The 26,387-nt window shown below is 74.4% G+C and carries 23 protein-coding genes; 9 read left to right on the plus strand and 14 right to left on the minus strand.

Going from position 1 to position 26,387, the window contains the following annotated elements; translation table 11 throughout:
• Nucleotides 1-2 precede the first annotated feature (2 nt).
• Nucleotides 3-1,442 carry a GMC family oxidoreductase gene (locus JOE68_RS25815; protein WP_204844873.1) on the plus strand — a complete coding sequence of 480 codons (1,440 nt, stop codon included), beginning with the start codon at nucleotides 3-5 and terminating at the stop codon, nucleotides 1,440-1,442.
• Nucleotides 1,443-1,451: 9 nt separating this feature from the next.
• Here JOE68_RS25815 and JOE68_RS25820 read toward each other — a convergent pair whose 3' ends face one another.
• From JOE68_RS25820 to JOE68_RS25835, 4 genes are all read right to left on the minus strand, one after another.
• On the minus strand, nucleotides 1,452-2,774 hold the full coding sequence (locus tag JOE68_RS25820; protein ID WP_307819898.1) for a family 2 encapsulin nanocompartment cargo protein terpene cyclase: 1,323 nt from the start codon (nucleotides 2,772-2,774) through the stop codon (nucleotides 1,452-1,454).
• 112 nt (nucleotides 2,775-2,886) lie between these two features.
• Nucleotides 2,887-4,368, minus strand: coding sequence for a sugar ABC transporter ATP-binding protein (locus tag JOE68_RS25825; RefSeq protein ID WP_204844874.1), 1,482 nt, complete (start codon nucleotides 4,366-4,368; stop codon nucleotides 2,887-2,889).
• Nucleotides 4,368-5,414, minus strand: coding sequence for a sugar ABC transporter substrate-binding protein (locus JOE68_RS25830; protein ID WP_204844875.1), 1,047 nt, complete (start codon nucleotides 5,412-5,414; stop codon nucleotides 4,368-4,370). Before JOE68_RS25830 ends, JOE68_RS25825 begins: the two co-directional genes overlap by 1 nt.
• 26 nt (nucleotides 5,415-5,440) lie before the next feature.
• Nucleotides 5,441-6,466 (minus strand): ABC transporter permease, encoded by a 1,026-nt coding sequence (locus tag JOE68_RS25835; protein ID WP_204844876.1) that lies wholly within the window; start codon nucleotides 6,464-6,466, stop codon nucleotides 5,441-5,443.
• Nucleotides 6,467-6,613: 147 nt separating this feature from the next.
• Between JOE68_RS25835 and JOE68_RS25840 the strand changes: the two genes are divergently transcribed.
• Nucleotides 6,614-7,420 carry an SDR family NAD(P)-dependent oxidoreductase gene (locus JOE68_RS25840; protein WP_204844877.1) on the plus strand — a complete coding sequence of 269 codons (807 nt, stop codon included), beginning with the start codon at nucleotides 6,614-6,616 and terminating at the stop codon, nucleotides 7,418-7,420.
• Nucleotides 7,421-7,530: 110 nt separating this feature from the next.
• Here JOE68_RS25840 and JOE68_RS25845 read toward each other — a convergent pair whose 3' ends face one another.
• A complete protein-coding gene (locus JOE68_RS25845; protein ID WP_204844878.1) occupies nucleotides 7,531-8,973 on the minus strand; it encodes a flavin monoamine oxidase family protein in 1,443 nt (480 codons plus the stop codon).
• 175 nt (nucleotides 8,974-9,148) lie between these two features.
• Nucleotides 9,149-10,912, minus strand: a complete 1,764-nt coding sequence (locus JOE68_RS25850) for a sigma-70 family RNA polymerase sigma factor (protein WP_204844879.1) — start codon at nucleotides 10,910-10,912, stop codon at nucleotides 9,149-9,151.
• A gap of 165 nt (nucleotides 10,913-11,077) precedes the next feature.
• On the opposite strand from JOE68_RS25850, the gene JOE68_RS25855 reads away from it, so the two are divergent.
• Both JOE68_RS25855 and JOE68_RS25860 read left to right on the plus strand, forming a co-directional pair.
• On the plus strand, nucleotides 11,078-11,872 hold the full coding sequence (locus JOE68_RS25855; RefSeq protein WP_204844880.1) for a hypothetical protein: 795 nt from the start codon (nucleotides 11,078-11,080) through the stop codon (nucleotides 11,870-11,872).
• Nucleotides 11,869-13,038, plus strand: coding sequence for a helix-turn-helix domain-containing protein (locus JOE68_RS25860; protein ID WP_204844881.1), 1,170 nt, complete (start codon nucleotides 11,869-11,871; stop codon nucleotides 13,036-13,038). The genes JOE68_RS25855 and JOE68_RS25860 overlap by 4 nt, the downstream gene beginning before the upstream one ends.
• A gap of 42 nt (nucleotides 13,039-13,080) precedes the next feature.
• On the opposite strand, the gene JOE68_RS25865 is transcribed toward JOE68_RS25860, so the two are convergent.
• Nucleotides 13,081-13,641 (minus strand): HD domain-containing protein, encoded by a 561-nt coding sequence (locus JOE68_RS25865; RefSeq protein ID WP_204844882.1) that lies wholly within the window; start codon nucleotides 13,639-13,641, stop codon nucleotides 13,081-13,083.
• Between the two features lie 8 nt (nucleotides 13,642-13,649).
• On the minus strand, nucleotides 13,650-14,699 hold the full coding sequence (locus JOE68_RS25870; RefSeq protein ID WP_204844883.1) for a helix-turn-helix domain-containing protein: 1,050 nt from the start codon (nucleotides 14,697-14,699) through the stop codon (nucleotides 13,650-13,652).
• An 89-nt stretch (nucleotides 14,700-14,788) separates the two neighbouring features.
• Here JOE68_RS25870 and JOE68_RS32285 point away from each other — a divergent pair, with 89 nt between their 5' ends.
• Nucleotides 14,789-15,415: a hypothetical protein gene (locus tag JOE68_RS32285; RefSeq protein WP_307819899.1), complete on the plus strand. Its 627-nt coding sequence runs from the start codon at nucleotides 14,789-14,791 to the stop codon at nucleotides 15,413-15,415.
• 15 nt (nucleotides 15,416-15,430) lie between these two features.
• Nucleotides 15,431-15,859 (plus strand): hypothetical protein, encoded by a 429-nt coding sequence (locus JOE68_RS25880; RefSeq protein WP_204844884.1) that lies wholly within the window; start codon nucleotides 15,431-15,433, stop codon nucleotides 15,857-15,859.
• Between the two features lie 89 nt (nucleotides 15,860-15,948).
• Here the strand turns inward: JOE68_RS25880 and JOE68_RS25885 are convergent, their stop codons facing one another.
• Nucleotides 15,949-17,379 (minus strand): APC family permease, encoded by a 1,431-nt coding sequence (locus JOE68_RS25885; RefSeq protein ID WP_204844885.1) that lies wholly within the window; start codon nucleotides 17,377-17,379, stop codon nucleotides 15,949-15,951.
• 135 nt (nucleotides 17,380-17,514) lie between these two features.
• On the opposite strand from JOE68_RS25885, the gene JOE68_RS25890 reads away from it, so the two are divergent.
• A complete protein-coding gene (locus tag JOE68_RS25890; protein WP_204844886.1) occupies nucleotides 17,515-18,120 on the plus strand; it encodes a TetR/AcrR family transcriptional regulator in 606 nt (201 codons plus the stop codon).
• 1 nt (nucleotide 18,121) lies between these two features.
• Complete coding sequence (locus JOE68_RS25895; RefSeq protein WP_204844887.1) at nucleotides 18,122-19,195, plus strand: DmpA family aminopeptidase; 1,074 nt, start codon at nucleotides 18,122-18,124, stop codon at nucleotides 19,193-19,195.
• A gap of 248 nt (nucleotides 19,196-19,443) precedes the next feature.
• On the opposite strand, the gene JOE68_RS25900 is transcribed toward JOE68_RS25895, so the two are convergent.
• Complete coding sequence (locus JOE68_RS25900) at nucleotides 19,444-20,280, minus strand: zf-HC2 domain-containing protein (RefSeq protein WP_204844888.1); 837 nt, start codon at nucleotides 20,278-20,280, stop codon at nucleotides 19,444-19,446.
• Nucleotides 20,281-20,344: 64 nt separating this feature from the next.
• Between JOE68_RS25900 and sigC the strand changes: the two genes are divergently transcribed.
• Nucleotides 20,345-20,914 carry an RNA polymerase sigma factor SigC gene (gene sigC, locus JOE68_RS25905; protein ID WP_204844889.1) on the plus strand — a complete coding sequence of 190 codons (570 nt, stop codon included), beginning with the start codon at nucleotides 20,345-20,347 and terminating at the stop codon, nucleotides 20,912-20,914.
• 35 nt (nucleotides 20,915-20,949) lie between these two features.
• Here the strand turns inward: sigC and JOE68_RS25910 are convergent, their stop codons facing one another.
• The 4 genes from JOE68_RS25910 to JOE68_RS25925 form a co-directional block, all read right to left on the minus strand.
• Complete coding sequence (locus tag JOE68_RS25910; RefSeq protein ID WP_204844890.1) at nucleotides 20,950-22,074, minus strand: hypothetical protein; 1,125 nt, start codon at nucleotides 22,072-22,074, stop codon at nucleotides 20,950-20,952.
• Nucleotides 22,075-22,557: 483 nt separating this feature from the next.
• Entirely contained in the window at nucleotides 22,558-23,151 is a 594-nt protein-coding gene (locus tag JOE68_RS25915) for an HD domain-containing protein (protein WP_239562353.1), read from the minus strand.
• Between the two features lie 50 nt (nucleotides 23,152-23,201).
• Nucleotides 23,202-24,767 carry a PH domain-containing protein gene (locus tag JOE68_RS25920; RefSeq protein WP_204844891.1) on the minus strand — a complete coding sequence of 522 codons (1,566 nt, stop codon included), beginning with the start codon at nucleotides 24,765-24,767 and terminating at the stop codon, nucleotides 23,202-23,204.
• 409 nt (nucleotides 24,768-25,176) lie between these two features.
• Complete coding sequence (locus JOE68_RS25925) at nucleotides 25,177-26,103, minus strand: TauD/TfdA dioxygenase family protein (protein WP_204844892.1); 927 nt, start codon at nucleotides 26,101-26,103, stop codon at nucleotides 25,177-25,179.
• Nucleotides 26,104-26,387 lie beyond the last annotated feature (284 nt).

A 26,387-nucleotide genomic window follows, 5' to 3' on the forward strand; every position in this document is an offset into this window, starting at 1 on the left:
GCATGGTCGACGCGGACTTCGTGGTGGTGGGCGGGGGCACGGCCGGTTGCGTGCTGGCGCGGCGGCTGCTGGACCTCACCGAGGGCACGGTGCTGCTGCTGGAAGCCGGCGAGCGGGACACCAACCCGGCCATCCACGACCCGGCGCGGATGCACGAGCTGTGGGACAGCGCGCAGGACTGGGGCCTGCGCACGGTTCCCCAACGGGACGCGGCGAACCGCCCGCTGCACCTGCCGAGGGGTCGGGTGCTGGGCGGTTCGCACGCGCTGAACGCGATGATCCACGTCCGGGGCAACCCCGCCGACTACGACGGCTGGGCCGCCGCCGGCAACGCGGGCTGGTCCTGGGCGGACGTCGAGCCGGTGTTCCGGCGCATCGAGAGCGGCCCGCTGACCATCCTGCGCGACACCGCCCTCGACCCCGTCCAGGAGGCGATCCTGGCCTCCGCGCAGCAGGCGGGCGTGCCGTTCAACCCGGACTACAACGGCGCGGACCAGACCGGCGTGAGCCGGATGCAGTTCACCATCGCCGACGGCCGGCGCCACACCACCGCCCGCGCCTACCTCGCCCCCGTGCTGGACCACCCGAGGTTCACCCTGGTCACCAACGCCCACGTCCGCCGGCTGCTGATGTCCGGCGACCGCTGCACCGGTGTCGAGTGGACCGAGTACGACCGGGTCCGCCGCGCGCGGGCCGGCGAGGTGGTGCTCGGCGCGGGCGCGATCGGCTCGCCGCAGGTGCTGCTGCGCTCGGGCATCGGGCCGGCCGACGAGCTGCGCGCCCTGGGCGTCGACGTGGTCGCCGACCTGCCGGGCGTGGGCGAGAACCTCCAGGACCACTGGCTGGTGCCGACGGTGTTCAGCGCGGCCAAGCCGATCACGCACGCGCCGGGCCTGCCGCCCGCGCAGACGCACCTGTTCTGGCGCAGCCGGCCCGGCCTGCCGACGCCGGACCTCCAGCCGCTGCACTTCAGCGCCCCGCTGTACGAGAAGTGGATGTCCGGCCCGGACAACGGCTTCTCGCTGATGGCCGGCCTGATCCGCCCGCGCAGCACCGGCCGGCTCACGCTGTCGAGCCCCGACGGGCCGCCGGTGATCGACCCGCGCGTGCTCTCCGAGCCCGCCGACCTCGACGCCCTGGTGGAGGCCGTCCTGCTGTGCCAGGAGATCGGCCACGAGCGCGCCCTGGAGGAGTGGGGCGCCGACGAGCTGTACCCGGGCAAGCTCGAACTGCGCGACTACGTGCGCCGGTCCGTGGTCACCTACCACCACCAGGCGGGCACCTGCGCGATGGGCTCGGTGGTGGACGCGGAGCTGCGGGTGCGCGGCGTCGCCGGGCTGCGGGTGGCCGACGCCTCGGTCATGCCCACCGTCGTGTCCGGCAACACCAACACGCCCACGGTGATGATCGCGGAGAAGGCCGCCGAGCTGATGGCGGGCTGACCGGCGCGGTCAGCTCCGGTAGCGCGGGTTGGTGTTGTGCCACTCGAAACCGCCGCCCATCCACGCCCGCAGGCCGCGCAGGAACCGGTGCAGCTCGGGTGAGGGCAGCGCGGCCAGCTCGCGGTGGTCCGCCTCGAAGTCGCGGACCAGCCGGTTGTGCAGGTCCACGGCGACCTCGGTGGCCTCGGCGAGCGAGCACCGCCGGTCGGCGGCGACCTGGAGCACCAGGTTGCACACCTGCACCTCGTCGGCGGCGTCCTTGGCCACCGACATCAGGTCGTTGACGATCACCGCCGCGGTGCCGGCCCGGAACGCGGCCTGCCGCACCCGCGGGTCGTAGTAGAGGTTCGCGGGCAGCTCGTACCCGCCGACGACGTCCACCACCGTCATCGACGTGTAGAAGCTGTCGTGCTGCCGCGCGGCCAGGTACTCCCAGGCGGGCGGGTACTGCCCGGTGTGCCGCCAGGCCGCGTAGGCGTCCCAGCTGACGAACATCGCGAAGGTCGAGTAGCACACCCGCTGGACCTGCGCCGGGGTGCCGTGCCGGGCGAGGTGGTCGACCGCCGAGCGCAGCGCCACCAGCACCGGCTCCGAGCGCAGCGCCTCCTCCAGGGGCGCGGTGAACCGCCCGGTGGGCGGCACCGGGTCCATCGCCGACATCACCAGCGCGAGCCGGGGCGGCAGCGCGGCGGGCGTCGCGCCCATCCCGCTGTCGTCGGCGTAGAGGTCGTCGGCGGCCCACCAGGCGGCGTTGAGCCGGGCCGCGACCAGCAGCCGCTGCGGGTCGTCGGTGTCGGTGTGGGTGAGCACGGCCAGCCACCCGAACCCCGCGGCGCGCAGCTGGTCCAGCTCCTCGCCCCGGAAGCCGCACTCCCGCCCCCAGTCGACCAGCAGGTCCTCCACGACCTCGGTGAGGGCGTCGTCGACCCGCTCGGCCACCGGCACGTACAGCGGCGGGGCCGAGCCGTCGCCCCAGGGGCGCTCGGCGTAGGCCGGGTCGGTGACCGCGCCCACCGGCGCGGTCGGGGCCGTGGCCAGGGCCTGCGTGATCGACGCGGCCGACGCGCCGGGCAGGACCTGCGTGACCGGCACGGTCCGGGTGGGCGCGGTGATGGGCGCGGTCGCGGCGGCGGTGGCGGGCGGGGCGGCCGGCGGCTGCGCGCCGACCGGTGCCCCGGCCGGCGGCTCGGGCAGGGCCTGGGCGAACCGCGCCGCGACGCGGGCCGCGGAGGTGCCCAGCCCGCTCGGCGCGGTCCAGCCCGGGACCGGACCGGCCGCCTGGTCGGGGGTGCGGCCGTCGGCCGAGGGCGCAGCGGGGGCGGTGTCCGTCACAAGGGTCGAGGGTGGCAGCGCGCGCCCCGGCCGGCCATCCGCCAGCCGGGGGCGAGCCTCGCACCAACGAGTGGTTCCGACCGGCCGGCCGGGTGCGGCGCGTGAGGGCCGGTCAGAGCTGCCCGGTGTTCATCGTGCGCAGGATGGTGTGCTGGTCGATCCGGTCGCCGGTCAGCTCCGCGCACACCCGGCCCTTGTGGAACACCACGACCCGGTCGCACGCCGAGACCAGCTCGTCCAGGTCGGTCGAGCACATCACCACGACCTTGCCCTGCTCGGCGACGCTGCGCAGCAGGGCGTGGATCTCGTTGCGCGCGCCGAGGTCCACGCCGCGGGTCGGGTCGTCCAGCAGCAGCACCGACGGGTCGGCCGCGAGCCACTTCGCCAGCACCACCTTCTGCTGGTTGCCGCCGGAGAGCAGGCCGGCCCGGGTGTCCACGGTGGGCGGCTGGACGCGCACCCGCTGCGCCAGCTCCCGCGCCGAGTCCCGCAGCGCGCCGGTCCGCAGCAGCGGCGCGCCGGCCATCGCCACCGGCTTGACCTGGGCGATGTTCTCCCAGACCGGCTTGTCCAGCATCAGGCCGACGCGCCGCCGGTCACCGGAGACCAGCGCCACCCCGGCCGCGATGGCCGACCGGAAGCTGCGGGGCGTGCCGCCGCCGGGCAGGCTCACCGAGCCCGCGGTCGGCCGCCGGATGCCGGCGACGACCTCCAGCGCCGAGGTGTGCCCCGAGCCCGCCAGCCCGGCCAGCCCGACGATCTCGCCGCCCGAGCAGGTCAGGTCGACCTCGGTGAGCCGGTCGGGCACGCTGACCCGCCGCAGCTCCAGCTTCGCCGCCGACGGCGTGCCGGTGGTCCGCACCGGGGTGGGCAGGTCCTGGCCGAGCATGGCGTGCACGACGTCGCCGATGTCCAGCTCGGCGCGCGGCCGGGCGTCCAGCACGGTCCGGCCCTCGCGCAGCACGGTGATCTCGTCGCACAGGTTCATCACCTCTTCGAGGATGTGCGACACGAACACCACCGCGACCTGCCGGTCGCGCAGCACCCGCAGGACGTCCAGCAGGCGGCCGGAGCTGTCCTTGTCCAGCGCGGAGGTCGGCTCGTCCAGGATGAGCACCCGGGGCTCGACGATCAGCGCCTTGGCGATCTCCACCAGCTGCCGCTGCGCCAGCGACAGCGAGCCGAGCTTCGCGCGCGGGTCGACGTCGAGCCCGAGCTGCTCCAGCACCGGCGTCGCGCGGGCCTGCATCACCGCCCGGTCGACCAGCGCGCCCCGGCGCGGCTCGCGCATCGGGTAGAGGTTCGCCAGCACGTCCAGGTCGGGGAACAGGTTCAGCTCCTGCGACACCACGGCGACGCCGTTGGCCGCCGCCTGGGCCGTGCTGGCGAACGCGACGTCCGCGCCCGCCAGCCGCAGCGTGCCCGAGTCCGGCGCCACCGCCCCGGTGATCACCTTGATCAGCGTGGACTTGCCCGCGCCGTTCTCGCCGAGCAGCGCGTGCACCGAGCCGGGGCGCAGCGTCAGGTCCGCTCCGGCCAGCGCGGTGACCCCGCCGTAGGTCTTGGTGATCCCCTGCGCGGTGAGGGCGTGCATCAGTTGGCCTCTCCGATGGGCTTGATGTGCTTGGACGGGTCGGCCAGCTGCTTCTCGCCCTCGGCCTGGAAGGCGGCCTTGCGGGAAGCCTCGTCCTTCTGCCGCTCCATGATCTGGTCGATGTTGGCCGCGTTGACCACCAGCGAGCCGGTGTTCCACCAGCCCTTGGGCAGCTCCTTGCCGGTGCGCTTGTGGTCGGCCAGCAGCCGCAGCGCGATGTAGCCCTTCATCCAGTGCTCGGGCGAGGCCAGGGCGAACACGTAGCCGTCCTTGACCGCCTGCAGCGCCGCCACGTCCGGGTCGCACGAGCCCGCGAGGAACTTGCGGCCGGTGTTCTTCTGGATCAGCGCCAGCGACACCGCGTCCTGCGCGCCCACGCCGAGGTAGGCGATCGCGTCCGGGTGCGCCTTGACGATGTCGTTCCACTTGGTGAAGTTCGACGTGGGCTCCGAGCCGGAGTCGAACGGGCCGCTGATCGTCAGGTTCGGCCGCTTCTCCTTGATCACCGACGTCATGCCGTCCAGCCGCTGCTGCAGCAGGGTCAGGCCGGGGATCGCGTTGCCCAGCACGACCTCGCCGGTGGCGTCCTCCGGCACCTGCTTGACGAACTCCTCGCCGAGCAGCCTGCCCACCTCGGTGTTGCTGTTGCCGATGTAGAGGTCGACCTTGGTGCCGGCCGGGGGAGCGGTGTCCACCGCCACCACCGGCACCTTGAGGTCGGCCGCCTGGTTGAGCGGGCGCACGAACAGGTCCGGCGTCAGCGTCTCCAGCGCCACCCCGTCCGGCGAGTTGCGGATCGCCGACTGGAACAGCGAGACCTCCTGCGGACCGTCCACGCTGGACGGCGCGCTCAGGGCCAGGTCGACGTTCCCGGCGTCGGCCGCGCCGGCCTTCGCGCCGAAGGCCATCTCCTGGAACGGGTTCTGCGTCGAGGTGGCGTAGACGAACGCCATCTTGAGCGGGCCGTCGGAGCCGGACTCCGCCGTGCCGCAGCCGGCCAGCAGACCGGCGACGGCCAACGCCGCCACGTACCGATGGGGACGCATCAGGGACCTCTTTCCTACGCGGGGGTTCACAGGCCGAGCATCGATTCGCGCGCCCGCTGCCGACTGCGCAGCGCGCTGTCCACACCGACCGCCAGCAGGACGACCAGGCCGGTGGCGAAGCCGCTCCAGTTCGCGGGGATGCTGAAGTACACGAGCCCGCTGGAGACCACGCCCAGCAGGATCGCGCCGAACACGGCGCCGACCACGGTCGCGACGCCGCCGCGCAGCGGCGTGCCGCCGATGACCGCCGCGGCGATGGCCTGCAGCTCGAACCCGACGCCGATGTTCGGGTCACCGGAGGTGAAGAACGCCAGGCCGAGCACGCCGGCCAGGCCCGCGACCGCGCCGACCATCACCAGCACGTACAGCCGGGTGCGCGCGATGGAGATGCCGGAGAACGCCGCGGCGTCCGGGTTGGACCCGATGGAGCGCACCCGGTAGCCGAACGGGGTCCAGCGCAGGACCACGGTGAGCCCCGCGGTGACCGCGATGAGGATCCACACGCTCACCGGCAGCCCCAGCAGCTCGCCGCCGAGCACGGTGAAGAACGAGTGCTCCAGCGGCAGGCCGGTGACCTGCTGCCCGTCCCCCAGCGCCACCGCCAACCCCCGGTAGAGCTGCATCGTGGCCAGGGTCGCCACGAACGCCGGGATCGCGATGTGCTGCACCACCAACGCGTTCGCCAGGCCCAGCACCGCGCCCAGCACGATCCCCGCGCCGCACGCGAGCCACGGGTCGAACCCGTCGCGCATCAGCAGCGCCGTGGTGATCAGCGAGAGCCCGAACATGGCGCCCACGGACAGGTCGATCTCGCGCATCGCCAGCAGGAAGGCCATGCCCGCCGCCAGCAGCGCCACGTACACCGAGTTGTTGAGCACGTCCTTGAGCTGCCCGACGGAGAGGAACGTCGGTCGCAGCGCGCCGATGACGAGCACCAGCAGGATCGTCGCGATCAACACGCTGCTGGACTCCGCGCGCAGCACCCTCCTGCCGAACCCGACGACCCCGCCTCCGTCGCGCGCCGTCGTGATCCGTCGGTCCACCTCGGTCATGCCGCCTCCGTCCGCCCGGTACGGCCATCAGAGTGCGACGGCGACCACACCAGCGCTTGCCCGATGGCGAACACCCGTTGACCGCCAGCGCACCGGCTGTGGCCGAGCCCACAGCCGGTGGCCGGCCCCTCACTAGCGTCTGCGGGCATGGGCAGCATCGAGGGCAAGGTGGCGCTGGTGACCGGCGCCGGTTCGGGGATCGGCGAAGCGATCGCCCGCCGACTGGACGCGGAGGGCGCGCGGGTGGCCGCGCTGGACGTGGACTCGACCGGCGCCGAGATCACCGCGGGCCTGCTGACGCGCGGCATGGCGGTGGTCGCGGACGTGGCCGACTCCGCCCAGGTGGACGAGGCGGTGCGCTCGGTCGTCGAGACCTACGGCCGGCTGGACATCCTGGTCAACAACGCGGGGATCCGGGGCGGCCAGGAGGCCGACGAGGCGTTCGGGCGGCTCGCGACGCGGCTGGCGGAGACGGCGGCCGGCACGCCCTCGACCGCCCTGGAGGCGACGGTCAACATCAGCGATGAGGCGTGGCACCGGATGCTGGGAGTCCACCTGGACGGCACGTTCTACGGCACGCGCGCCGCCCTGCGGCACATGCGCGCCGGCTCGGTGATCGTCAACGTGTCCTCCGTCTGCGGCCTGACCGGCTGCGCGCACATCCCGCACTACTCGGCGGCCAAGGCGGGCATCGAGGGCTTCACCAGGGCGGTGGCCCGGGACGTCGCGCCGCAGGGCATCCGCGTCAACTGCGTCGCGCCCGGCTACATCGACACGCCGCTGGGCGACGTGATGGCGCCGGTGGTGCGGCAGGACCTGGAGCGGCAGATCGCGCTGGGGCGGTTCGGCCTGCCCGCGGAGATCGCCTCGGCGGTGGCGTTCCTGGTCGGGCCGGACGGCTCCTACCTGACCGGGCAGACGTTGAGCCCCAACGGCGGTTTCGTCATGGAGTGAGCGCCGGCGCCGACCCCGTCCACAGTGGACCGGCGTTCCCGCGGTGGTGACGCCGGTCCACTGCGGACCGAGTGGTCGGTGTGGTCGGGGTGGTCACACCCCCGCACCGGTCAGTCCCGCCACGGCATCTCGTCCCGCATCCCGGAGTGGATCGCGTAGGCGTTCTTGACCGCGGCCTTCAGCGCGCCCTCCACCCAGCGCCGGTGGCGGCGGTCGCAGGCGTCGTTGGCGAACCACACCCGGTTCACCGGCCGGATCACGTCGTCGTAGAACGACTCGCTCATCTCGTACGCCCGGAACAGCGGCCCGATGCCGCAGGCGAACCAGTCCAGCGCCCAATCCTTGTAGACGCCGTGCTCGAAGGTGTCCCGCGCCTCGGGGTGGATCTTGGTCAGGTCCTCCAGCGCCTGCGCGACGCACTCCTCGCCGGCCAGCGGCGTGTAGGGCATGCTGTCCTGCTCCCAGCAGTAGGACGCGATCATCACGCCCTTGCGGAACCGGGTGTCCTGCCCCGCCGGCGGGTAGACGATGTTGCGGATCGCCAGGTCGGTCACCGTCAACCCGTGCGTGATGCCGTACGAGCTCTCCCACCACCGCTCGCTGAACTGCATGAAGAGCTTGTGCGCCCGCCCGTAGTAGGTGTTGCGGATCGCGTACCACTTGTCCGGGTCCAACCCGCCGATCTCCATGTGCCGCAGGCTCGCGAACGGCACCGTCACGATGCACTCGTCGGCGACGACCTCGTAGGACCGGCGGCCCGCCCGGTAGTGCACGCGCACGTCGGTGTCGGACTGGTCGACCGCGTGCACCTGCGCGCCGAACCGGATGTCGTCCATCAGGTACGGCTCGAACGCCCTGGGCAGCGAATCGGCCCCGTCGGTGATGTAGACGAGTTGGCCGAACACGTCCTCGTAGTAGTGCGAGAACCACTCGACCAGCGAGAAGTGGTACCGGCCCTCCAGGTTGAACAGCGGGCCCAGCATGGCCAGCGCGCCGTCGCCGAGGCCGCGCTCCTTCAGGTAGCCCAGCAGCGTGTACTTGTCGTACTCGTCGAGCAGCCGGTGCCAAGCCTTGCCCTCGTCCTCCTGCTCCATGACGTCCACCAGCGGCTGCACGGTGTGCCGCAGCAGGTCGTGCGGCGTCCGGGACGCCTCGTCGGGGGTCAGGTCGAAGGCGAACGAGTCGGCCTGGAAGTCCCGCCGGCGCACCCCCTTGCCCTGCAGGTAGATGAAGGTGTCCTCGTCGTACATCGGGAACGGCCGGGTGTCCAGGCCGAACTTCTCCTGGATGAGCCACTGGGCCATCGGGTGCTGGAGCGGGAAGCGCATCGCCCCGAACTCGCCGTACATGTCGCCGGCGAAGTCGCGGTGGGTCAGGATGCGCCCGCCCAGCCGGTTCTGTCCTTCCAGGACGGTGACGTCGTGGCCGGCCTCCTTCAGCAGCAGGGCGGCGGTGAGGCCGGCCATCCCGGCGCCCACGACCACGATCCGGCGGCGGGGTGCGGCGGTGTCCGGCAGTCCTTCTCTGAGCAGCGCGAGGGCGTCGAGTTCCATGAGCAACAGTCGCCCCGCGTGAGACCGCGCCACAAGGCGCGCCCCTCGAACGACTGACGTTTTCGCTCGGTCCGGTAACGGTCCTCGGGACGGCTCGACACCCGATGACGCACCGCTGCCGGCGAGCTGTGACATCCGGGTGCCGATTTGTGCGGACACCGTCCCCCTGTCGGGTTCACCTCTTCGGCGTGATCGAGAGGGTCACCACCACCCGCGTCGCCGGGAGCGCGCCGGCCGTGGCCGTGCCGCCGATCGTGCCGCCGCCCGCCTTCGGCCCGGCGAGCAGGCGCAGGACGAACGTCACCGAGCCGCCGGGCGGCAGCTGCCGCTCGGCCGAGCAGGTCACCGCGCCCCGGCCCGCCGGGCACCCGACGGTGGGCGCCGCGCCGTCCAGGCGCAGCAGCCGGCGCCCGGCGAGGGCGTCACCGGGCCCGACCACCTGGACGCCGTCGGGCAGGGACAGCGTGAGCGTCGGCGCGGGGGCGGGTGCGCGACCGGTGTTGCGCAGGGTCACCGGCAGCTCGGCCGGGGGTCCCCCGGTGCGCAGGGTGAACGCCTCGGGCACGACCGGCTCCAGCGGTTCGGCCGCCGCCGGCGGCAGCGGGTCCGACGTGCCGGCGGGGGCCGGCGGGCCGGTCTCCCCGGTCGCGGCCCGCGTCGTCGCGCCCGTCGCGGGGTCGGTCGTGGCGCCGGCCGTCGCGGTGGTCGCGGTGGTCGCGCCGGCGCCGGTCGTCGGCGGGGCCGGTGCGGTGGTGCCGGTCGCCGGGCCGGGCACGGGCGGCTCGGCCCACGCGGGCGGCGCGCCCGGCTGCGGCCCCGCCCCGATGCTCCACACGGTGGCGGCCACCACCGCGGTCGCGGACGCCACCGCGCCGAGCCAGTGCCCGACCGGCCCCGCTCCCGAACCCGCGCCCGCTGTCGCGCCCGCTGTCGTGCCCGTCCCTGCGCCCGCCCCCGCGCCTGCTGTTGTGCCCGCCCCTGCCCCCGCCCCTGCGCCTGCTGTCGTACCCGCTCCTGCGCCCGCCGCCGCCCCCGCCGCAGCTCCGGCCTCCGCGGCCCCGGCGGTCGCGACCAGGTGGCCCGCCACGCCGGAGCCCAGCAGCACCGGCGCGACGACCGCGCGCAGGGTGCCGTTGACGTCGGCCAGCTCGGCCGCCAGCGCGCGGCACTCGCCGCACCGGTCGAGGTGCGCCTCCACCTGGGTGGTCTCCCGCCGGGCCAGGCCGCTGCGGGTCCACGCGCCCAGCCGCGCGACCGTCGCCCGGCAGCGGCCGGCCGGGTCGCGCTCCAGGTGCGCCTGGAGGTAAGCCTTCTTCAGGCCCTCGCGCGCCCGGTGCGCCAGCACGGCCACCCCGTTGGTGGTCAGCCCGAACCGCGGCGCCAGCTCGGCGGGCGACCGGCCCTCGACCTCGGTCTGCCACAGCACCGCCTGCCACCGCTCGGGCAGGCTCGTGAACGCGCGGCAGGCCAGCGACCGCTCCAGCGTCGCCACCGCCGGGTCCTGGAACGGGACGCTGGTGACCTCCTCGACGCCCGCCACCGCGCCCACGTCGTCGGCCAGCCGCAGCCTGCGGTCCCGCCGCGCCCGGTCGTAGGCGGTGTTCCGCAGCGCGGTGAGCAGGTAGGCGCGGAACGCCGTCTCCGGGCCGCCGCCCGCCCGCAGCGCGTCGAGCACCTTGGCGAACGCGTCCGCCACCAGGTCGTCGGCCTCGGCGGCGGAGCCGGCCAGCTGCCGGGCCAGGGCGCGGGCGGCGTGGACGTGCCGCTGGTAGAGCTGCCCGTAGTCCCGCACCGCGCCGCCCCGCACGGACTCCACCAGCTCGGCGTCGGAGGGCGGTCGCGGTCCGGCTGCCGGGCGCGGCGCCCGGTCGAGGTCGTCGGGCGGGGCGTCCGCGTCCCGCCACCGCTCGACGTCCTCCTCGTCGGGCTGCCCGATCACCGGACGTCCCCCTCCCGGTACGGTGTGTCAAGTGACGTGCGCGACCATATAGAAGGCCCGCGAGCCTGCCACCGGGGCATCCCGGGGGTGCGGCGCGGCGGCGCGACACGCCGGTCCGGTTCAGTTCCGCGCACGAATTGCTGGTTGCGGGGTAGGTTGGCGGCCATGACGGAACAGCAGCAGGTCATCGCGGACTTCGGGGCGGCCGGTGTGCTCGCGGGGCTGCGCTGGGCGTACCTGTCGGCGACCACCCGCGCGCTGGAGGACTACTCCGAGGCCGACGGCCACGACGCCGCCTGGCTGGGCAACACCCGGTTCACGCTGTTCCGCAACCGGTTGGACCGGGTCTTCCACTGCGAGCGCTACGCCGCGCCCGAGGAGCACTCGGGCCTGGACGAGCTGTACGCCCGGCTCTCCGGGCGCGACATCGACACGATGCCGCGCGTGCGGCCCGGCGCGGTGCGGCGGTCCAACCTGAACAACAGCCCCGGCTGGGCGGTCGGCGACCGGCGCTTCCTGCTCGCCGCGGGCGAGTTCGGCAAGCTCGACGAGCTGGCGTGGCTGCGGCGCAGCACCACCAAGCAGCGGGTGGCCCTGCAGCGCGAGCCGCAGCCGGCGCAGCCCTCGCTGTTCGAGCACCTGGCCGAGGAGGAGGTCGGCGGCCTGTTCGCGCTCGGCGCGCGGAGCCTGGACCTCGACACGTTCGTGGTCGCCCACAGCCTCGACCCGGTCAGCCGGCAGGCCGAGCTGGTCCTGGGCCGCGCCCGGCTCAACGCGGGCGGCGGCCCGGCGTGGGCGTGGCGGGTGGACGTCCTGCGGCTGCCCGCCGCCGGCGCGAGCCGCCGCGCCACCCGCGCGGTGCCCGTCGCGCCCGACACCGCGCCGGACGCCCCGGTGCGCCTGCGCGACCGCTCCGCCGAGCAGCCCGGCGCCGACCGGCGTGCCGGCGGTGGGCGTTGAGCCCTCGCACGCCCACGCGGGCGGCGGACGTCGCCCCGCTGTTCGACGGGTCCCGGCTGACGCTGGCCCGCAGGCTCGCCGGGCTGCGCAAGAGCGAGCTGGCGGGCCGGGTGGACAAGAGCCCGACGGCCGTCGCGGCGTGGGAGTCGGGCGCCAAGCGCCCCACGCCCGCGACGGTGGCGCAGCTGGCGCTGAGCCTGTCGGTCGACCCGGGCTTCTTCGCCGTCCGCGCCGACGACGTGGCCGCGCTGAGCACCGCGCCGCACTTCCGGTCGCTGCGCTCCACCAGCCAGCTCGCCCGCGACCAGGCGTTCGCCTACGGCCAGGTGGCGGTGGACGTGGCGGCGAGCCTGGAGCGGCACGTCGAGTTCCCCGAGCCGGACGTCCCGGTGCTGCCGGTGGCGGCCGACGACCCGGGTGGCGACGGGCCCGAGCGGGCCGCGCGACTGGTCCGCGAGCGGTGGGGCATCGGGCCGGGCCCGGTCGGGCACCTGGTGCGGCTGCTGGAGAACCACGGCGTGCTGGTGGTGTTCAGCCCGCCGCAGGCGGCGTCGGTGGACGCGTACTCGTTCGACAGCGGCCTGCGCCCCGTGGTGGTGCTCAACCCGGTGAAGCACGACTACTACCGCCAGCGGTTCGACGTGGCCCACGAGCTGGGCCACCTCGTCATGCACGGCGACGCCGAACCCGGCGGCCGGGTGGTGGAGGACCAGGCCCACCGGTTCGCCGCCGAACTGCTGATGCCCGCCGACCAGGTCCGCGACCTGCTGCCCGCGTCGATGGGCGGCGCGGTGTGGAAGTCCCTGGCGCGGCTCAAGGAGCAGTGGGGCGTGAGCCTCCAGGCCCTGCTCTACCGCGCCCGCTGGCTGGGCGCGCTCGGCGACGTGTCCTACCGCAACGCCATGGCCACCATCTCGGCCCGCGGCTGGCGGCGCAGCGAACCCGGCCTGGTGGCCGCGATCGAGCAGCCCTCGCTGCTGCCGCGGGCGGTGGAGCTGCTGGCGCAGGAGGGCGTCGACGACACCCTGCTGATCGACCAGTGCCGCGTCCCGGCCCCCCTCTTCCACACCGTCACCGCCCGCACCCCGGACCCGAACCGGGCCGGACCGGGTCCGGCCGGCGCGCGAGTGATGTCCATTTTGGACCGGAAGCCGCCGGAGGGGTGAGGCCCGCGCCGAGCGGGCACCAGGCCGGCGCCGGTGCAGCGGCTACCGGTTGCGCCACGCGAGTGGCGACGTCGTGACGGCGGCCTCCGCGATGCCCCGCGCGGTCGCGGTCTTCAGGTCCTTGCGGGCCGAGTCGATCCAGCCCTCGACCCGTTGGACGCCCACGTCCCGGTACTCGACTGCTTGGAGCAGCATCTCCAGCTTGTCCGCGTCGCCGGCGCACAACGCCTCGGGGGACCGGGCGGCCTCGTACTCCTCCACCGCGTTCCGGACGACCTCGCGGGACCGTTCCGGGAGGTCGGCCGTCTGGTCCGCCGTGATCCGCCGTGGGTCGGGTTTGGCGAGGTAGCCCTTCACGGTGTGCGGGAGGTCGCCGGTCCTGGTTTCCTGCGTGTCGTGCCAGAGCGCGAGGAACGCGGCCCGTGCCGGGTCCGCGCCTTCCTCGGCCGCGATCAGCGCGGCGAGTTGCGCGACCCTCGCCGTGTGCTCGGCGACGGATTCCGGATCGCGCACACCGGCGTGCCACCACCCCGAGCGGCGAACCCTCTTCAGCACCCCGAGTTCGTAACCGAACGCGGCTAGCTCAACGGCCTCGTCTGACACGTGTGCTCCTAGTGGTTCGAGATGCGCAACGCGTAGTTGAGCATGTCGACGTGACTGCTGCCGAGACGGGTAAGAGTACCGCTGGAGGCCAGTCGGTCCAGCGCGCGTGCGAGCTTTTCCTGCACCTGGGGCCCGCTTTTGAGCAGGGCGGGTCGTGACGCCACGAGTACCTGCAAGGTGTGCAGGTTCAGCGGCAGGTGAGGTGAATTCGGGTCCAGTCGACCGGTGAGGTGGGAAAGCAGGCGCACACCTGTCCACGCTCGCCTGTCCTGGGCGAGCATGAACGAGTCGTCGGTTCGCGTCCCGTCGAGTTCGCCGACCCAGTGCGCCCAGTAGTTCAGGTTGGCGAGTTCGGCCTTCGTGTCGTTCGTCTTGACGACGAAATCATGGACGTGGTCGCCTTCGCCTGCCGAGGCGAGGGCCACTGAAGCGGAGCGGGCTTCGAGCAGACCCGTCACGTCGTCGGACCGGAAGGTTTTCCGTCCGGCGCGCTGCCACTCCGCGCGGAGCCAGTCGACCACTTCGCGCCGTTGGTCGAATCCGAGCAGGTACACCGCTTGCCTCCGCAACAGCGCGTCCTCGGCGTTCCTGCTGTGGTCGGCGACCAGTTGCAGGTGGTCGAAGAACCTGTTCCGCTCATCGGCGCCGAGCGACGGGTATGTCGCCGCCGGACCGCGCCTCGGGCGTTTCGGGATGAACGCCGACAGCTGTGGCGGCGTGCTCCGGGTGAACGGCCAGGTGATGAGGTTGGTCAAGCTCTTGCGGTGGACGCAGGCGGCGAGGGGGTGCAGGTCCGGGTCCACCCGACCGCGACCGGCTTCGACTCCGGTCGAGAGCACCAGGTCGGCCTCGACCGCCTCGCGCAAACAATTCCCCGTGGAGGCCGGGGCGCCTGCTCGGACCAGTCGCGCGGCTATCCGCATGAAGTCGCCGGTCCCTATCGCGGACATGGGGCGGCGGCCCGACTCCCACCCCTGGACCGTCGTGACGTCCACGCCGAGGAGTTCGGCCAGTTGTTCTTGGGTGAGGCCGGCGGCGTGCCGACTCGACTTCAACACGGAGCCCGAGACGATCCCGATTGATCGCCGACCCTGACTGCGGGTCGGGGTTGTGGCCCTGCTCGCCATGGTTGCCTTCCGGAGCGGCCGTGATCGGTCGCGACACTCGCACCACCGGTCAGTTCTTCCCGATCAAGGCTGATCGTAGCGTTGCCGCCAAGCGTTCCACACGCCCGTGGACGCTCGAACGAGGCGAGATGGCCAGTGGGTGTCCTGTTTTCCACGTCCTCGACTGCTCGACCACTGTCACGCGGGACCGGCGAGCGCGATCGGGCTCGGGCGCGGTGGCGTTCGCATTCTCGGCTGGGCGCACGCCTGGCCGACCAGGCACTCGCGCCGGCTGTCCGGAGGTGCTGATGTCGTACACGGTGAGACTTCGTCTCAAGGCGTTCGAGGAAGGATCGTTGTCGGCGGGCTTCACCTCTGATTACGGGCTCGCCCGTGCGATGGGTCTCAACCGTTCCACCGTGGGGAGGGTCAGGGGCGGCGGACTCCAGCCGGGCCCCGCGTTCATCGGGGGTGCGCTGATCGCCCTCGCCCCCATGGGGTTCGAGGAACTGTTCGAGGTCATCGAGTCCGAGAACGAGGAAAAGTGCCACGAGCGCACTTCGCCGGCCGATCGGCCCATCGGTCCAGCGGCGTGGCGGCCCGCGCGCGCAGCGGCCCCGTCGGGCATCGGGCCTCGCGCGATTTTTCGTGGGAAAACCGAGAAGTGAGGAGTGGTGCCAGGTATGGGAACGAACTCCGCGCCCGTCGGCGGCAGCTTGCGGGCTGCTCCCGACCACGCCCCGTCGGTAGCCGCGCGGGACGGGTCCCGGTTCGGCGACCCGATCACCGCGGAACCGCGGACGACCGGCGCCACCGACCCGGAACCGCTGTGGGACGCGGCCGGGTTCATCGCCTTCCTCGAAGGGCTCGCCACCGACGACGCTCCCCGCCTGTTCGCCATCGCAGTGGAGTACGGCTGTCGCCACGACGGCTACATCGCGGCCTACGGCATGGCCTTCGACGACCACGCCGAGGTGGTGTCGAGGAGCGGCGACTTCCGGGCGCTGGTCGTGGAGCCGGGATCCGCCCTGCGCTACTTCGAGGAGGGGAACGGCACCAAAACCCACCTGCTGTGGCTGACCGGCGAGCCGGGAGCGTCACCCCGACCGTGACGACTCGGGCCGGGGACGGTCGGTTCCCTCTCCGCGGTGCCGAGTACCGAGTGCCGGTCGGTGGGTGGTTCGCCGACCGCGACCGCGGTTCAGGCGTCGTCCTCCGCTCCCTTCAGCTCCCACGCCCCGCGTCGCCGCACCACCAGCAAGTAGTACAGCGCCGACACCACGCCGATGCCCGCGGTGATGGCGAGGCTCGGGCGGCCGACGGCCGGGTCCAGGGCGTTCTGCCACACGACGTAGGCGAGCGCGGCCAGGGCCAGCAAGGGGGCGAGGGGGAACCACGGCATCCGGTACGCGGCGTGCGCGGTGGACCTGTTGCGCCGGCCGTTGAGCACCGCCAGGCACAGCGCCGCGTACACGGCGACGATCGACGTCGCGGTCACCACGAGCAGGAAGTCCTTGTCCGCGAAGCACAGCGCGGTGGCGAAGGCTCCGGTGACCAGGGTGGCGACCCATGGGGTGCCGGTGCGCGGGTGGATGGCGGCCAGCGCCCGGCTCACCGCGCCCGGCCACGCCGCGTCCCGGCCGGTGCTGAAGACCATGCGCGAGGTGATCAGGATGATCGCCAGCACGGCGTTGAGGATGGCCAGGGCGACCGCCAGGCTGATCACCGCGTTCACCGTCGAACCGGCCTGCGCGGTGACGAAGTAGCTCATCATGTTCTCCGCGCCGAACAGCTCCTCCAGCGACGGCGCGCCCAGCAGCACGGCGGTGACCGGGATCAGCTCCGAGGCCACGGTGATCGCCAGCGCCCACAGGATCGCTCGGGCGATGCCCCTGTGCGCGTCGTCGGTCTCCTCGCCGAAGTACACCGCGGAGCCGTAGCCGTTGTAGGAGAAGATCGCCACGGCCGCGGCGCCGGCGATCAGCCCGAGCGCGGCGGGGCCGACGACGCCGTCCGGCGACGCGGCCACCGGCGAGGTCAGCAGCTCGCCCAGCGGCCGGGCCGGGTCGACCAGGCCCAGCGCGCTCACCACGGCCAGCGCGGCCAGCTCGATGACCAGGAAGACGCCGGTGATCCAGGCGTTGAGCTTGACGTCGAACACCGCGAGCACGGTCGCGCCCACCGTGGTCACGGCGGCCACCACGGGTCCGGGCAGACCGGGGACCAGCACCTCCAGGTAGGCGCCGACGCCCAGCGCGATCACGGCGATGATCAGCAGCTGGGTGATCATCAGCAGGCCGAGCGTGACGAAGCCGGGCAGCTTGCCCAGCGTGCGGGCGACGATGGCGTACTCGCCGCCGCTGAGCGGGTAGGCCGAGGCCAGTTCGGCGTAGACGAACGCCATGAACACGCCGACCACGGCGGCCAGCAGGAAGCTCCACAGGGCGCCGCTGCCCGCCTGCCCCACCACGCCCGGCGCGATGATGAAGACCGAGGACGCGGGGGAGATCGCGGACAGCGTGATCAGCAGGGTGCCCAGCACCTTCAGCCCCCGGCGCAGGGCCGGGGTGGAGGGCGCGCGGCCGTGCTGCGGGCTCGTGGGGGAGGGGGAGGACGACGACGGATCCGGCATGGCGGTCTCCTCGGTCGGTTCTTTGACTGGCCATCAAAGAACTCGACCGGCCCCGCGTCAATACCATGTTGGGCTACGGGTGGGTTCCGGTGGCCCGCACTTGCGTTCCTTGACGCTCGGTCGAAGAATGGGGCCATGCCGAGACCCAGCCGGGCCCACGAGAAGCGCGGTGAGCTGGTCGCCGCCGCGCGCCAGGCCGTCCTGGACCGGGGCGTGCTCGACCTGCGCCTGCGCGACGTCGCCGACCAGGCGGCCATGTCGACCGGGTCGGTGCTGTACTACTTCCCGACCCTGGGCGACCTGCTCTACGAGGTGCAGCGGGAGGCGATCGAGCGGTTCTGCGTGGCCCGCGAGGAGGCGGCGCGGCGCGAGCCCGACCCGAGGCGCCGGCTGGTCGTCACCATCCGCGCGGGCCTGCCCACCGGCCGGGACGACGAGCTGTGCGTGCTGATCTACGAGCTGGGCGCCCACGCCCGCCGCGACCCGGCCTACGCCGCCCAGCACATCCGGCTGTGCGAGCGCCAGGTGGCGCTGTACACCTCGATCCTGGAGGCGGGCGCGGCCACCGGGGTGTTCGACCTGACCCGCGACGCGACGACCATCGCGCGCGGCCTGGTGGCGCTGGAGGACGGCCTCGGCCTGCACATCACCCAAGCCGTGCCGACGTTCACCACCCCGCAGGCCGAGGCGGTCCTGCTGGCGCACGCGGCCGATGCGACCCGATGCAACCTGGAGGCGTGAGATGCGCGCACGTGACCACGGACTGCGGCTGACCGGGCAACCGGGGCCGCACAACGCGATCACCGACGTGCCCGGCGTGGAGGTCGGCTACACCACCCTGGTCGAGGGCGACGCGGTGCGCACCGGCGTGACGGCGATCCTGCCGCGCGGCCGGGCGGACTTCGACGTGCCGTGCGCGGCGGGCTGGTTCTCGCTCAACGGCAACGGGGAGATGACCGGCACGGCCCTGCTCAGCGAGACCGGCGCGCTGCGGCTGCCGGTGCTGATCACCAACACGCACGCCGTCGGCCCGTGCCACCGGGGCGTCGTCGACTGGGTGGCGCGGGAGAAGCCCGCCGTGGCCGACCAGTGGCTGCTGCCGGTCGTCGCGGAGACCTGGGACGGCTACCTCAACGACATCAACGGCCCGCACGTCCGGCCCGAGCACGCGGTCGCGGCCATCGACGCCGCCCGCCCCGGCCCGGTCGAGGAGGGCTCGGTCGGCGGCGGCACCGGGATGAACTGCTACGCGTTCAAGGGCGGCAGCGGGACCTCGTCGCGGGTCGTCCGGTACGGGCCGGACTCCTACACCGTCGGCGTGTTCGTCCAGGCGAACTTCGGCTCGCGCCGGGAACTGACGGTGTGCGGCGTGCCGGTGGGGGAGGCGCTGGCCGACGACAACCCGATGGAGGACGGCGACTGGGCGACCCCGCCCGGCGCGGGCTCGGTGATCGCCGTGGTGGCGACCGACGCGCCCCTGCTGCCCGGCCAGTGCACGGCGCTGGCCCGGCGCGTGCCCCTCGGCCTGGCCCGCACGGGGACCACCGGCTCCCACTTCTCGGGCGACATCTTCCTGGCCTTCTCCACCGGCAACGCGACGACCCAGACCCCCTCGGCGTTCCCGCGGGGGGAGCCCGGCTACGACACCCTGCGCCACGTCCCGTGGAACCGCACGGACGACTTCTTCGCCGCCGTGGTGCAGGGGGTGGAGGAGGCCGTGCTCAACGCCCTGCTGGCGGCGGAGACGATGGTGGGCCGCCACGGCCGCCGCTCGCCCGCCCTGCCGGTCGACCGGCTGCTGGAACTGCTGCGCTGAGCCGGCCGGCGCGGCCCGGGCCGGTCGGTTCGGACCCCGGTCGCGCGGCTCCGGCGCGGTCCCGGCCCTCGGGTCGATCGGCGCGGCTCCCGGTTACGCGGCTCCGGTCGTGAGGGTCGGTCGGCGTGGTCCCCGGTCGGTCGGCGCTGCCCCGGGCCGGCGGTCACGCGGCCCCCGGTTCCGGATCGCGCGGCCCCCGGTTCCGGATCGCGCGGCCCCCGGTTCCGGATCGCGGCTCCCCGCGGTGCTCAGGCCGCGCGTCGCCGGCTGACCGGTCGCAGGCGCGGCCGGGTGGCCGGGGCGGGGTCCTGCTCGGGGGCGGGCGCCGCGGACCCCGTCCCAGCGCTGTCGGGCGCCTCCGGCAGCGGGTCGGCGGCCCGGTCGCCGCGCGGGTCGCGCCGGCCCCGGTGCACCACGACCAGCAGCAGCAGCCCGAGCACGAGGATGGCGTGCGACGTCACCCGCTGGACGGTCGCCTGCCCGGCCGCCAGGTCCTGCGCGGAGAACGCCCCGAGCACCACGACGAACCCGCTGAGCACGGGCAGCATCCCGGTCGTGGCGCGCGGGCGCAGGGCGGTCCACAGCAGCCCGAGCCCCAGCGCCAGGTTCCACGCGGTGCTCTCGTTGAACAGGTGGCTCCCGCCGACGACCCCGTGCGCCCCGTGGCCGTCCGCGCCGGACCCCGTGCCCAGCACCTGCGCCAGCCCCAGGGTGATCTGCGCGACCGCCACCCCCGCCAGCGCGGCCCGCGGGTACCACCCCCGCGTCGACCCCGGCCCGGTCCCGCCGCGCGCCGCCGCGCCGTCGGCCGGCCCACCCGGCTCCCCGGCCCCGCCCGGGACCGCCCCGCCCGGGGTTCGGGGCGCCCCCTGCGCCGCCGCGGCGCCCAGGACGGCGTCCAGCAGGTCGGGCGTGGCTTCGGCGGGCCGAAGTCGCAGCGACCGGGTCAGCGCCGCCGCGTCGCCCTGCCACGCCCGGCAGGCCGCACACCCCGCCACGTGCGCGTCCACGTCGCCGGCGGGGGCCGGCTCCGCCTCGCCGTCCAGCCTCGCCGACAGGGCCTCCCGGCAGGTCTCGCAGTCCACGGTCACATTGTCGGCCAAGTGGCCCTGGGAGTTCCCGGTACCCGGTGCACTAGCCTGATCAATCGTGTCGATCTCACGCGGTGACGACGACGCGGTCACCACGTTGGCGCTGGCCGCCGGGTCGGGTGACCGCGCCGCGCTGGAGCGCTTCATCCGCGCCACGCAGCGCGACGTGTGGCGCCTGGTGGCCCACCTGACCGACCCGGGCCGGGCGGACGACCTGGCCCAGGAGGTCTACCTGCGCGCGCTGCGCAGCCTGCCCTCCTTCGAGGGCCGCTCCTCGGCCCGCACCTGGCTGCTGTCGATCGCCCGCCGGACCGTCGTGGACCACCTCCGCGCCGCCGGCTCGCGCCCGGCGATCGCGTGGTCGGCCGACGTCCAGCAAGCCTCGGACGCCCGGCGCTCCGCCGACCGCTCCGCCGGCTTCGAGGACGTCGTCGAGCTGAACCTCCTGCTGGCCGACCTCGCCCCGGAACGCCGCGAGGCCCTGCTCCTGACCCAGGTGCTGGGGCTGTCCTACGCCGAGGTGGCCGAGATGTGCGGGTGCCCGATCGGGACGGTGCGCTCGCGCGTCGCGCGGGCCCGCGAGGACCTGCTGCGGGGCCGGGGCAACGAAGGCGCCAACACCGGCTGAGGGGCCGGCGGCCCCTCAGCCGGGGCGGGTCGCGCTCAGCGGCGCCCGGAGACCTGCCACCGCACCGCGTGCTGGGTGCCGTCGGCCTTGGTGGCGTGCCCGACGACCACGCCGCGCTCGTTCAGCGCCACCGGGTAGCTGGAGGCGCCGCCCAGCGCGCCCAGCTCGACCACGCGCCCGTGCCGCCACAGGAAGGCCCGCCACTGGCCGGTCGACGAGCTCCAGCCCACGACGTCGCCGCGGTCGTTGACGGCCACCGCCTCGGACGGCCCCGGCACGTCCAGCACCACCGGCTGCCCGCCGCGCCACACCGTCGCCCGCCGGACCCCGTCGGCGTCCTGCGTCCAGCCGACGACGTCACCGCGCTCGTTGATCGCCTGCGCGTTGCGCGCCACCGCGCCGACGCCACCCGGCAGCACGGTCACCGAGTCGCCCTCCCAGCGCAGCGGCCGGTTGTCCCGGGTGCCCACCACGACGCCCGACTCGTTGGCCGCCGACACCGCGTACGACCCGGAGCCGGGCGCGGCGGGCAGGCGCCCGCACGACGTGCCCTGGCAGCGGAAGGCGTAGCTGTCGGTCCCGAACATCGGCAGGTGGGAACCGGCCACCAGACCGCCGTCGGTGATCGCCGAGACGCTCAGGTGCGCGCCGCCGCCGACGTCGAGCCCGCGCAGGGCGCCGTCCTTCCACAGCGCGGCGGCCTCCTGGTGGTAGCCGTAGGGCGACCGCGAGTAGGTCATCGGCACGTCGCCGCCGGCGTTGATCGCCTGCGCGACCACGTAACCGGAGCCGGGCGGCGTGATGTCGGTGGCCGTGCCGTCGTGCCAGATCCGCGGGCGGCGCACGTAGGTGCCGCCGCCGCTGCTCGGCGCCTCCACCACCAGCACCTGGCCGTGCCGGTTGAGCGCCACGGCCTCGCCGCCGCCCAGGTCGGTGGTCCGGCCGCGGTGCCACAGCACGGCGTGCTGCGGGCCGTTGCCGGTGCTCGCGCCGATGGCCCGGCCCAGGTCGTCGACCGCGGTCACGCGCGCGGCGGTCTGCCCGGGCAGGGCGGGCAGCTCGGTGATCCGCACGCGGTCGGCGGCGTGCGCGGCCGGCGTGCCGAGCAGCGGCAGCGCGACTGCCAGCAGTAGGGGAACCAGCAGACGGGAGTGGGGCATGGTCGCTCCGATGCGGGGGACGTTGGCGGCCTGCGCCCGGACGCTATCCGCGCGCGGGCGTCGGCTGCGTCGGCCGGACAGCGGAATGTCGCCGCGCGGGGTGGAATGCCGGCCGCGCCGTGCGCCGATCGGCCGAGCGCCCTGCGCCGAAGCGCTTCCCGGGCCGCGCCGGCCGCTTCGCCGGACCGCAGCCGGGTTCCGCGGGGCGCGGGTTGCGCGGGGCGTGGACTGCGCGGGGCGTGGGGTGGGCGCGTTGCGAGCGCGGGGGAGGGTTCCGTGCTGCGAGCGCGGGGTGGGCGCGGATCTGCACTGGGAGCGCGGGGGTTCCGTGCTGGAAGAGTGGGGTGGGCGCGCGGGGTGGGCGCGCGGTGGGCGCGCGGGGCGGGAGCGGGTTCCGCGCTGCGCGCCGGGCGGCCCGGCGAGCGGGTGCTCCCGCCGGCCGGAACCCCGTCCCGGGGGCCGCGCGGGCGCCCGGGACCGGCCCTAGGGCTCGTCCAGCGGGTTGGCCAGCACCCGCTCCGGCCAGTCGCCGCGCACCAGGTCGGCGGCGGCGCACGAGGGCTTGCGGTCGGCCTGGTCGCGGAACCGGTCGAGGAACGCCGGCGCGAAACCCAGGCGGGGCCAGCGCTCCAGCAGCTCGGCGCGGAACCCGGCCGGGAACTCGTCCAGCCGCCGCCCGGAGACGTCGGCGCTGACCGCGACCTGCAGCAGGTGGCTCTCCGGGTCCTCCTCGGCCGCCACGTCCTCGCGCATGTGCAGCACGATCACCTCGCCCAACCGCTCCCGCCGCACCGGACCCCACCCGGCCCCGGCGGCGAAGACCGCGGCCAGCCGCGCGCCCGCCTCCTCGAAGGGCAGCGCGTGGCTGTCGAACGCCGGCACGAGCGCCAGGTCGTGCAGGACGGCGGCGACGTAGAGCAGTTCGCCGTCGTACTCGACCCGGGTCGCCGCGCCGTAGGCGGCGGCCCAGGAGTAGGCGCGCAGCGAGTGGTTGCGCAGCCACGGCTCGGCGTGCTCGTCGCACACCGCGAGCGCGGCCTCGGCCGCCCTGCTGTCGGGTCGGGAGAAGAAGTCCACGGGCGCGAGCCTAGAGCGCGCCGCGGCGCGCCGGCCACGGGCGCGGGCGGCTACGTCAGCAGCAGCACCGCGGCGGCGACCAGGGCGAAGCACAGGGCCGCCGGGAGGGCGCCGCCCGGGCGCGAGGTCAGCTCCCCGCCGTGGGGCGCCAGGTCGTGCAGGCGGCGGGCGATCGCGCCCAGCTCGGCGACCGGGCGCGTGCTCTGCGCCAGCGTGAAGCGCGCGCCCGACTCCAGTTCCAGCACCAGGCGCTCGCCGTCGCGGCGGATCGAGGTGACCTCCGACCACGGCACGCGGTAGGTGCGCAGCCACGAGCGGACCGACGCGTGGTCGTGGTGGAAGACCGCCGACGGCCGGCCCCGCACCCAGCCCGCCACCGCGCAGGTGCCGGCCGACCACAGGGCGGTGAGGACGACCGGGCCGTCCAGGTTCGCCGCGCCCGCGGTGAGGAAGGCGGCGGCGGCGAGCAGCCAGCGGCCGGCCACCACGTCCCGGCGGTGCGGCGGCACGGGGAACGGCAGCGGCGGCACCTCCAGGGCCACGCCGAGCAGTTCCTCCCCCGGCCCGTCGCGGCGGGGCAGCGCGCGGTGGTGGGGGCGCAGCGGCCGGTTGGGCAGCAGGACCCGGTCGGGGGTCACCAGGACCACCCAGCCGCCGTGGCTCAGGTCGCCCACCGCCGTCATCCGCCCGTCGTCGAACGCGCCGGTCACCGCGATCGAGCCGAACGGCCGGCCGTCCACCGCGTGCAGCACCGCCCGGCCCCGGCCGTCCGCCCGGACCAGCACCTCCACCGAGGGCGCCGGGCCGCCCAGGAAGCGCTGTGCCGCCCGGCGGCCGGCCACGTCCCGCAGCCGCAGGAACACCGCCATGCCGAGGGTCAGCGCCATGACGGTGAGCGGGAGCGTCACGTCCCGCGGCTCGGACACCAGTTCGGCCCACTGGCCGTCGACCAGCACCGGCACGTCCATGCCCACCGCGTACGACTCGGGCGCCAGCACGTCGAACGTCCGCTGCGAGGACTGCAGCTCCACCGTCACGGCGAACTCGGCGACCGAGACGACCGTCCCGTTGACCCGCACGGCCGCGGTGGTGTGCTCGGTCACGTCGGCGGAGTCCACCACGTACTTCACCAGCGCCAGCCCGCCGACCACCAGCAGCAGCGCCGCCGCGACCGAGCGCCCGGTGAACCGGGCCGGCGCCGCGCGCCGCACGACGGTGGGCGCGCTGATCTCCCCGAACACCCGGTGCTGCGCCCGCCGGGCCTCGACCAGCCACAACCCGACCAGCGCGCACGCCAGGCCGTGCAGCCCGAACGCCACGCGGATGCCCTCGTCCGCCTCGAACACCACCTCCAGCAGCCCGAACGCGGCCCCCAGCGCGCAGCCGACCACCGGTTCGCGCCACAGCAGCACCGGCGTGGCCAGCAGCGCCGCGGCGAACACCGACAGCCACGGGTCCGGTTGGCACGGCGAAGCCGGCGAGCAGGTGCTCGCCGTGGCGGCGGAGTAGCCGAAGGCGACGACCCAGCCGACCAGCAGCACCCCCTTGCAGACCCAGGCCGGCACGGTGTGCGCCTCCCAGCGGCGCAGGTCCTCGGCGGTGAACGGTCGGCTCATGCCCAAGATCCTGCGGCACGCCGCGCCGCCGCCCACCGGCAGCCCCGGATGTCGCCACCGCGGGCGCGCGGTCGCAGAACCCAGCGTGATGATTCCGCTACCGCAAGGGAAACGGAAGGCCAAGAGCCGGTGACGGCGCAGAGGTCGGCGCGGGGGCCGGCGCGGGTCCGCTCCGCCGCCGATCCGGGGAACGGCCGCCGACGGGTCGCCCCGCCGTGCGGCGCCGGTCCTCCCGGGCCACCCGCGGCGACGCGGGCGACCCGTCGGCGACCCCGCAGACCCGCCGCGCCGTCCGCGGGGGCCACCGCTCCGGTAGGCCCTGCGACCCGGTCACCGGTAGGCGTCACCGCGGCACGAACGCGTCAGTCCCTTGTGGACCACCGTGCCGGGCGCTGCGGCGCTGCGGCCGTCACAACGCGGAGTAGTGCGCGGCGTCGCCCTTGCGCACGACGCTGGGCGTCCCGTCCACGCTCACCGGGACGTCGCCCGCCAGCGTGATCCGGTGCAGCCGGCGCGCCTGGTCGTCGTAGTCGGCCACCGCGTAGTGCTGCGTGGCCCGGTTGTCCCAGATCGCCACGTCGCCCTCCTGCCAGTGCCACCGCACGGTGTGCTCCAGGCGGGTCACCCGCTGCTGGAGCAACTGGAACAGCGCCTGCGACTCGGTCGAGGTCAAGCCCACCAACCGCTTGACGAAGTGGCCGAGCAGCAGCGCGCGTTCGCCGGTCTCCGGGTGCACGCGCACGACCGGGTGCTCGGTCTCGTACAGGTCGGACACGAACTCCTTGCGGTATTCCTCGGTCTTGACGTCCACGCCGCCGATGCGCAGCTCGTCGACGTTGGCCGCGTAGTCGTAGGCGTTGGTGTGCACCGCCCAGAGCTGGTCCACCAGCGCCTTGAGCGCGGGTGGCAGCGTCTCGTACGCGGTCGCGGTGTTGGCCCACGTCGTGTCGCCGCCGTACGGGGGCAGGCGCACGGCGCGCAGGATGCTGATGGCGGGCACGCGGTCCACGAAGGTGACGTCGGTGTGCCAGCTGTTGGCCTTGCCGTAGTCGGAGTCGATCGGCAGCACGTTGGCGTTGGCCCGGCCGCGCACGGTCGGGTGGGCCAGGGTCGGTGTGCCCAGCAGGCCGCCGAACGCGAGCTGCTCCGCGTCGTCCAGGTGCTGCTGGCCGCGGAAGAAGACGACCTTGTGCGCGAGCAGCGCCGCGCGGATCCCCGCCACGGTCCCGGGGGAGAGGTCGCCGCCCAGTCGCACGCCGTCGACCCGGGCGCCGATGGCCGACCCCAGCCGCACCACCGACACGTCGGTTCCCACGTTCTGCACGGACAGGCTCACGGTGTTACCTCCAGGTGGGGTTGACGGGGAGCGGGCCAATCCGGCGTGGACCCGGGACGGGGCAGCGGGCCGCCCGCGCTTCGACGGTACGAACCGCCCTGCCGCGCAACAAGGTTCCGTCAAGCCCTGAAATCAACTGGCCGCCGGCGTTCCACATCCCGGACGTCGTTGACTTCCGAAGTGGACACACGGAGTCTTCGGCTGTGCGCCGCTGTCGTTGACCTCCGCCGCCGGCCGATCGGCCACTCCCCGGACTTTTCCCCGCCCGTTGGCACAAAAGCGGG

This window comes from Saccharothrix algeriensis, assembly GCF_016907655.1.
In the GTDB taxonomy this organism is placed as follows: Bacteria; Actinomycetota; Actinomycetes; order Mycobacteriales; family Pseudonocardiaceae; genus Actinosynnema; species Actinosynnema algeriense.

What these genes read in the sequence shown, in the direction of transcription:
- JOE68_RS25845 (WP_204844878.1), bottom strand. Translation starts at nt 8,973, where the DNA reads ATGGAACTCGACGCCCTCGCGCTGCTCAGAGAAGGACTGCCGGACACC.
- JOE68_RS25830 (WP_204844875.1), bottom strand. Translation starts at nt 5,414, where the DNA reads ATGCGTCCCCATCGGTACGTGGCGGCGTTGGCCGTCGCCGGTCTGCTG.
- JOE68_RS25920 (WP_204844891.1), bottom strand. Translation starts at nt 24,767, where the DNA reads ATGAGCCGACCGTTCACCGCCGAGGACCTGCGCCGCTGGGAGGCGCAC.
- JOE68_RS25855 (WP_204844880.1), top strand. Translation starts at nt 11,078, where the DNA reads ATGACGGAACAGCAGCAGGTCATCGCGGACTTCGGGGCGGCCGGTGTG.
- JOE68_RS25840 (WP_204844877.1), top strand. Translation starts at nt 6,614, where the DNA reads ATGGGCAGCATCGAGGGCAAGGTGGCGCTGGTGACCGGCGCCGGTTCG.
- JOE68_RS25910 (WP_204844890.1), bottom strand. Translation starts at nt 22,074, where the DNA reads ATGCCCCACTCCCGTCTGCTGGTTCCCCTACTGCTGGCAGTCGCGCTG.
- JOE68_RS25815 (WP_204844873.1), top strand. Translation starts at nt 3, where the DNA reads ATGGTCGACGCGGACTTCGTGGTGGTGGGCGGGGGCACGGCCGGTTGC.
- JOE68_RS25895 (WP_204844887.1), top strand. Translation starts at nt 18,122, where the DNA reads ATGCGCGCACGTGACCACGGACTGCGGCTGACCGGGCAACCGGGGCCG.
- JOE68_RS25885 (WP_204844885.1), bottom strand. Translation starts at nt 17,379, where the DNA reads ATGCCGGATCCGTCGTCGTCCTCCCCCTCCCCCACGAGCCCGCAGCAC.
- JOE68_RS25890 (WP_204844886.1), top strand. Translation starts at nt 17,515, where the DNA reads ATGCCGAGACCCAGCCGGGCCCACGAGAAGCGCGGTGAGCTGGTCGCC.
- JOE68_RS25835 (WP_204844876.1), bottom strand. Translation starts at nt 6,466, where the DNA reads ATGACCGAGGTGGACCGACGGATCACGACGGCGCGCGACGGAGGCGGG.
- JOE68_RS25825 (WP_204844874.1), bottom strand. Translation starts at nt 4,368, where the DNA reads ATGCACGCCCTCACCGCGCAGGGGATCACCAAGACCTACGGCGGGGTC.
- JOE68_RS25880 (WP_204844884.1), top strand. Translation starts at nt 15,431, where the DNA reads ATGGGAACGAACTCCGCGCCCGTCGGCGGCAGCTTGCGGGCTGCTCCC.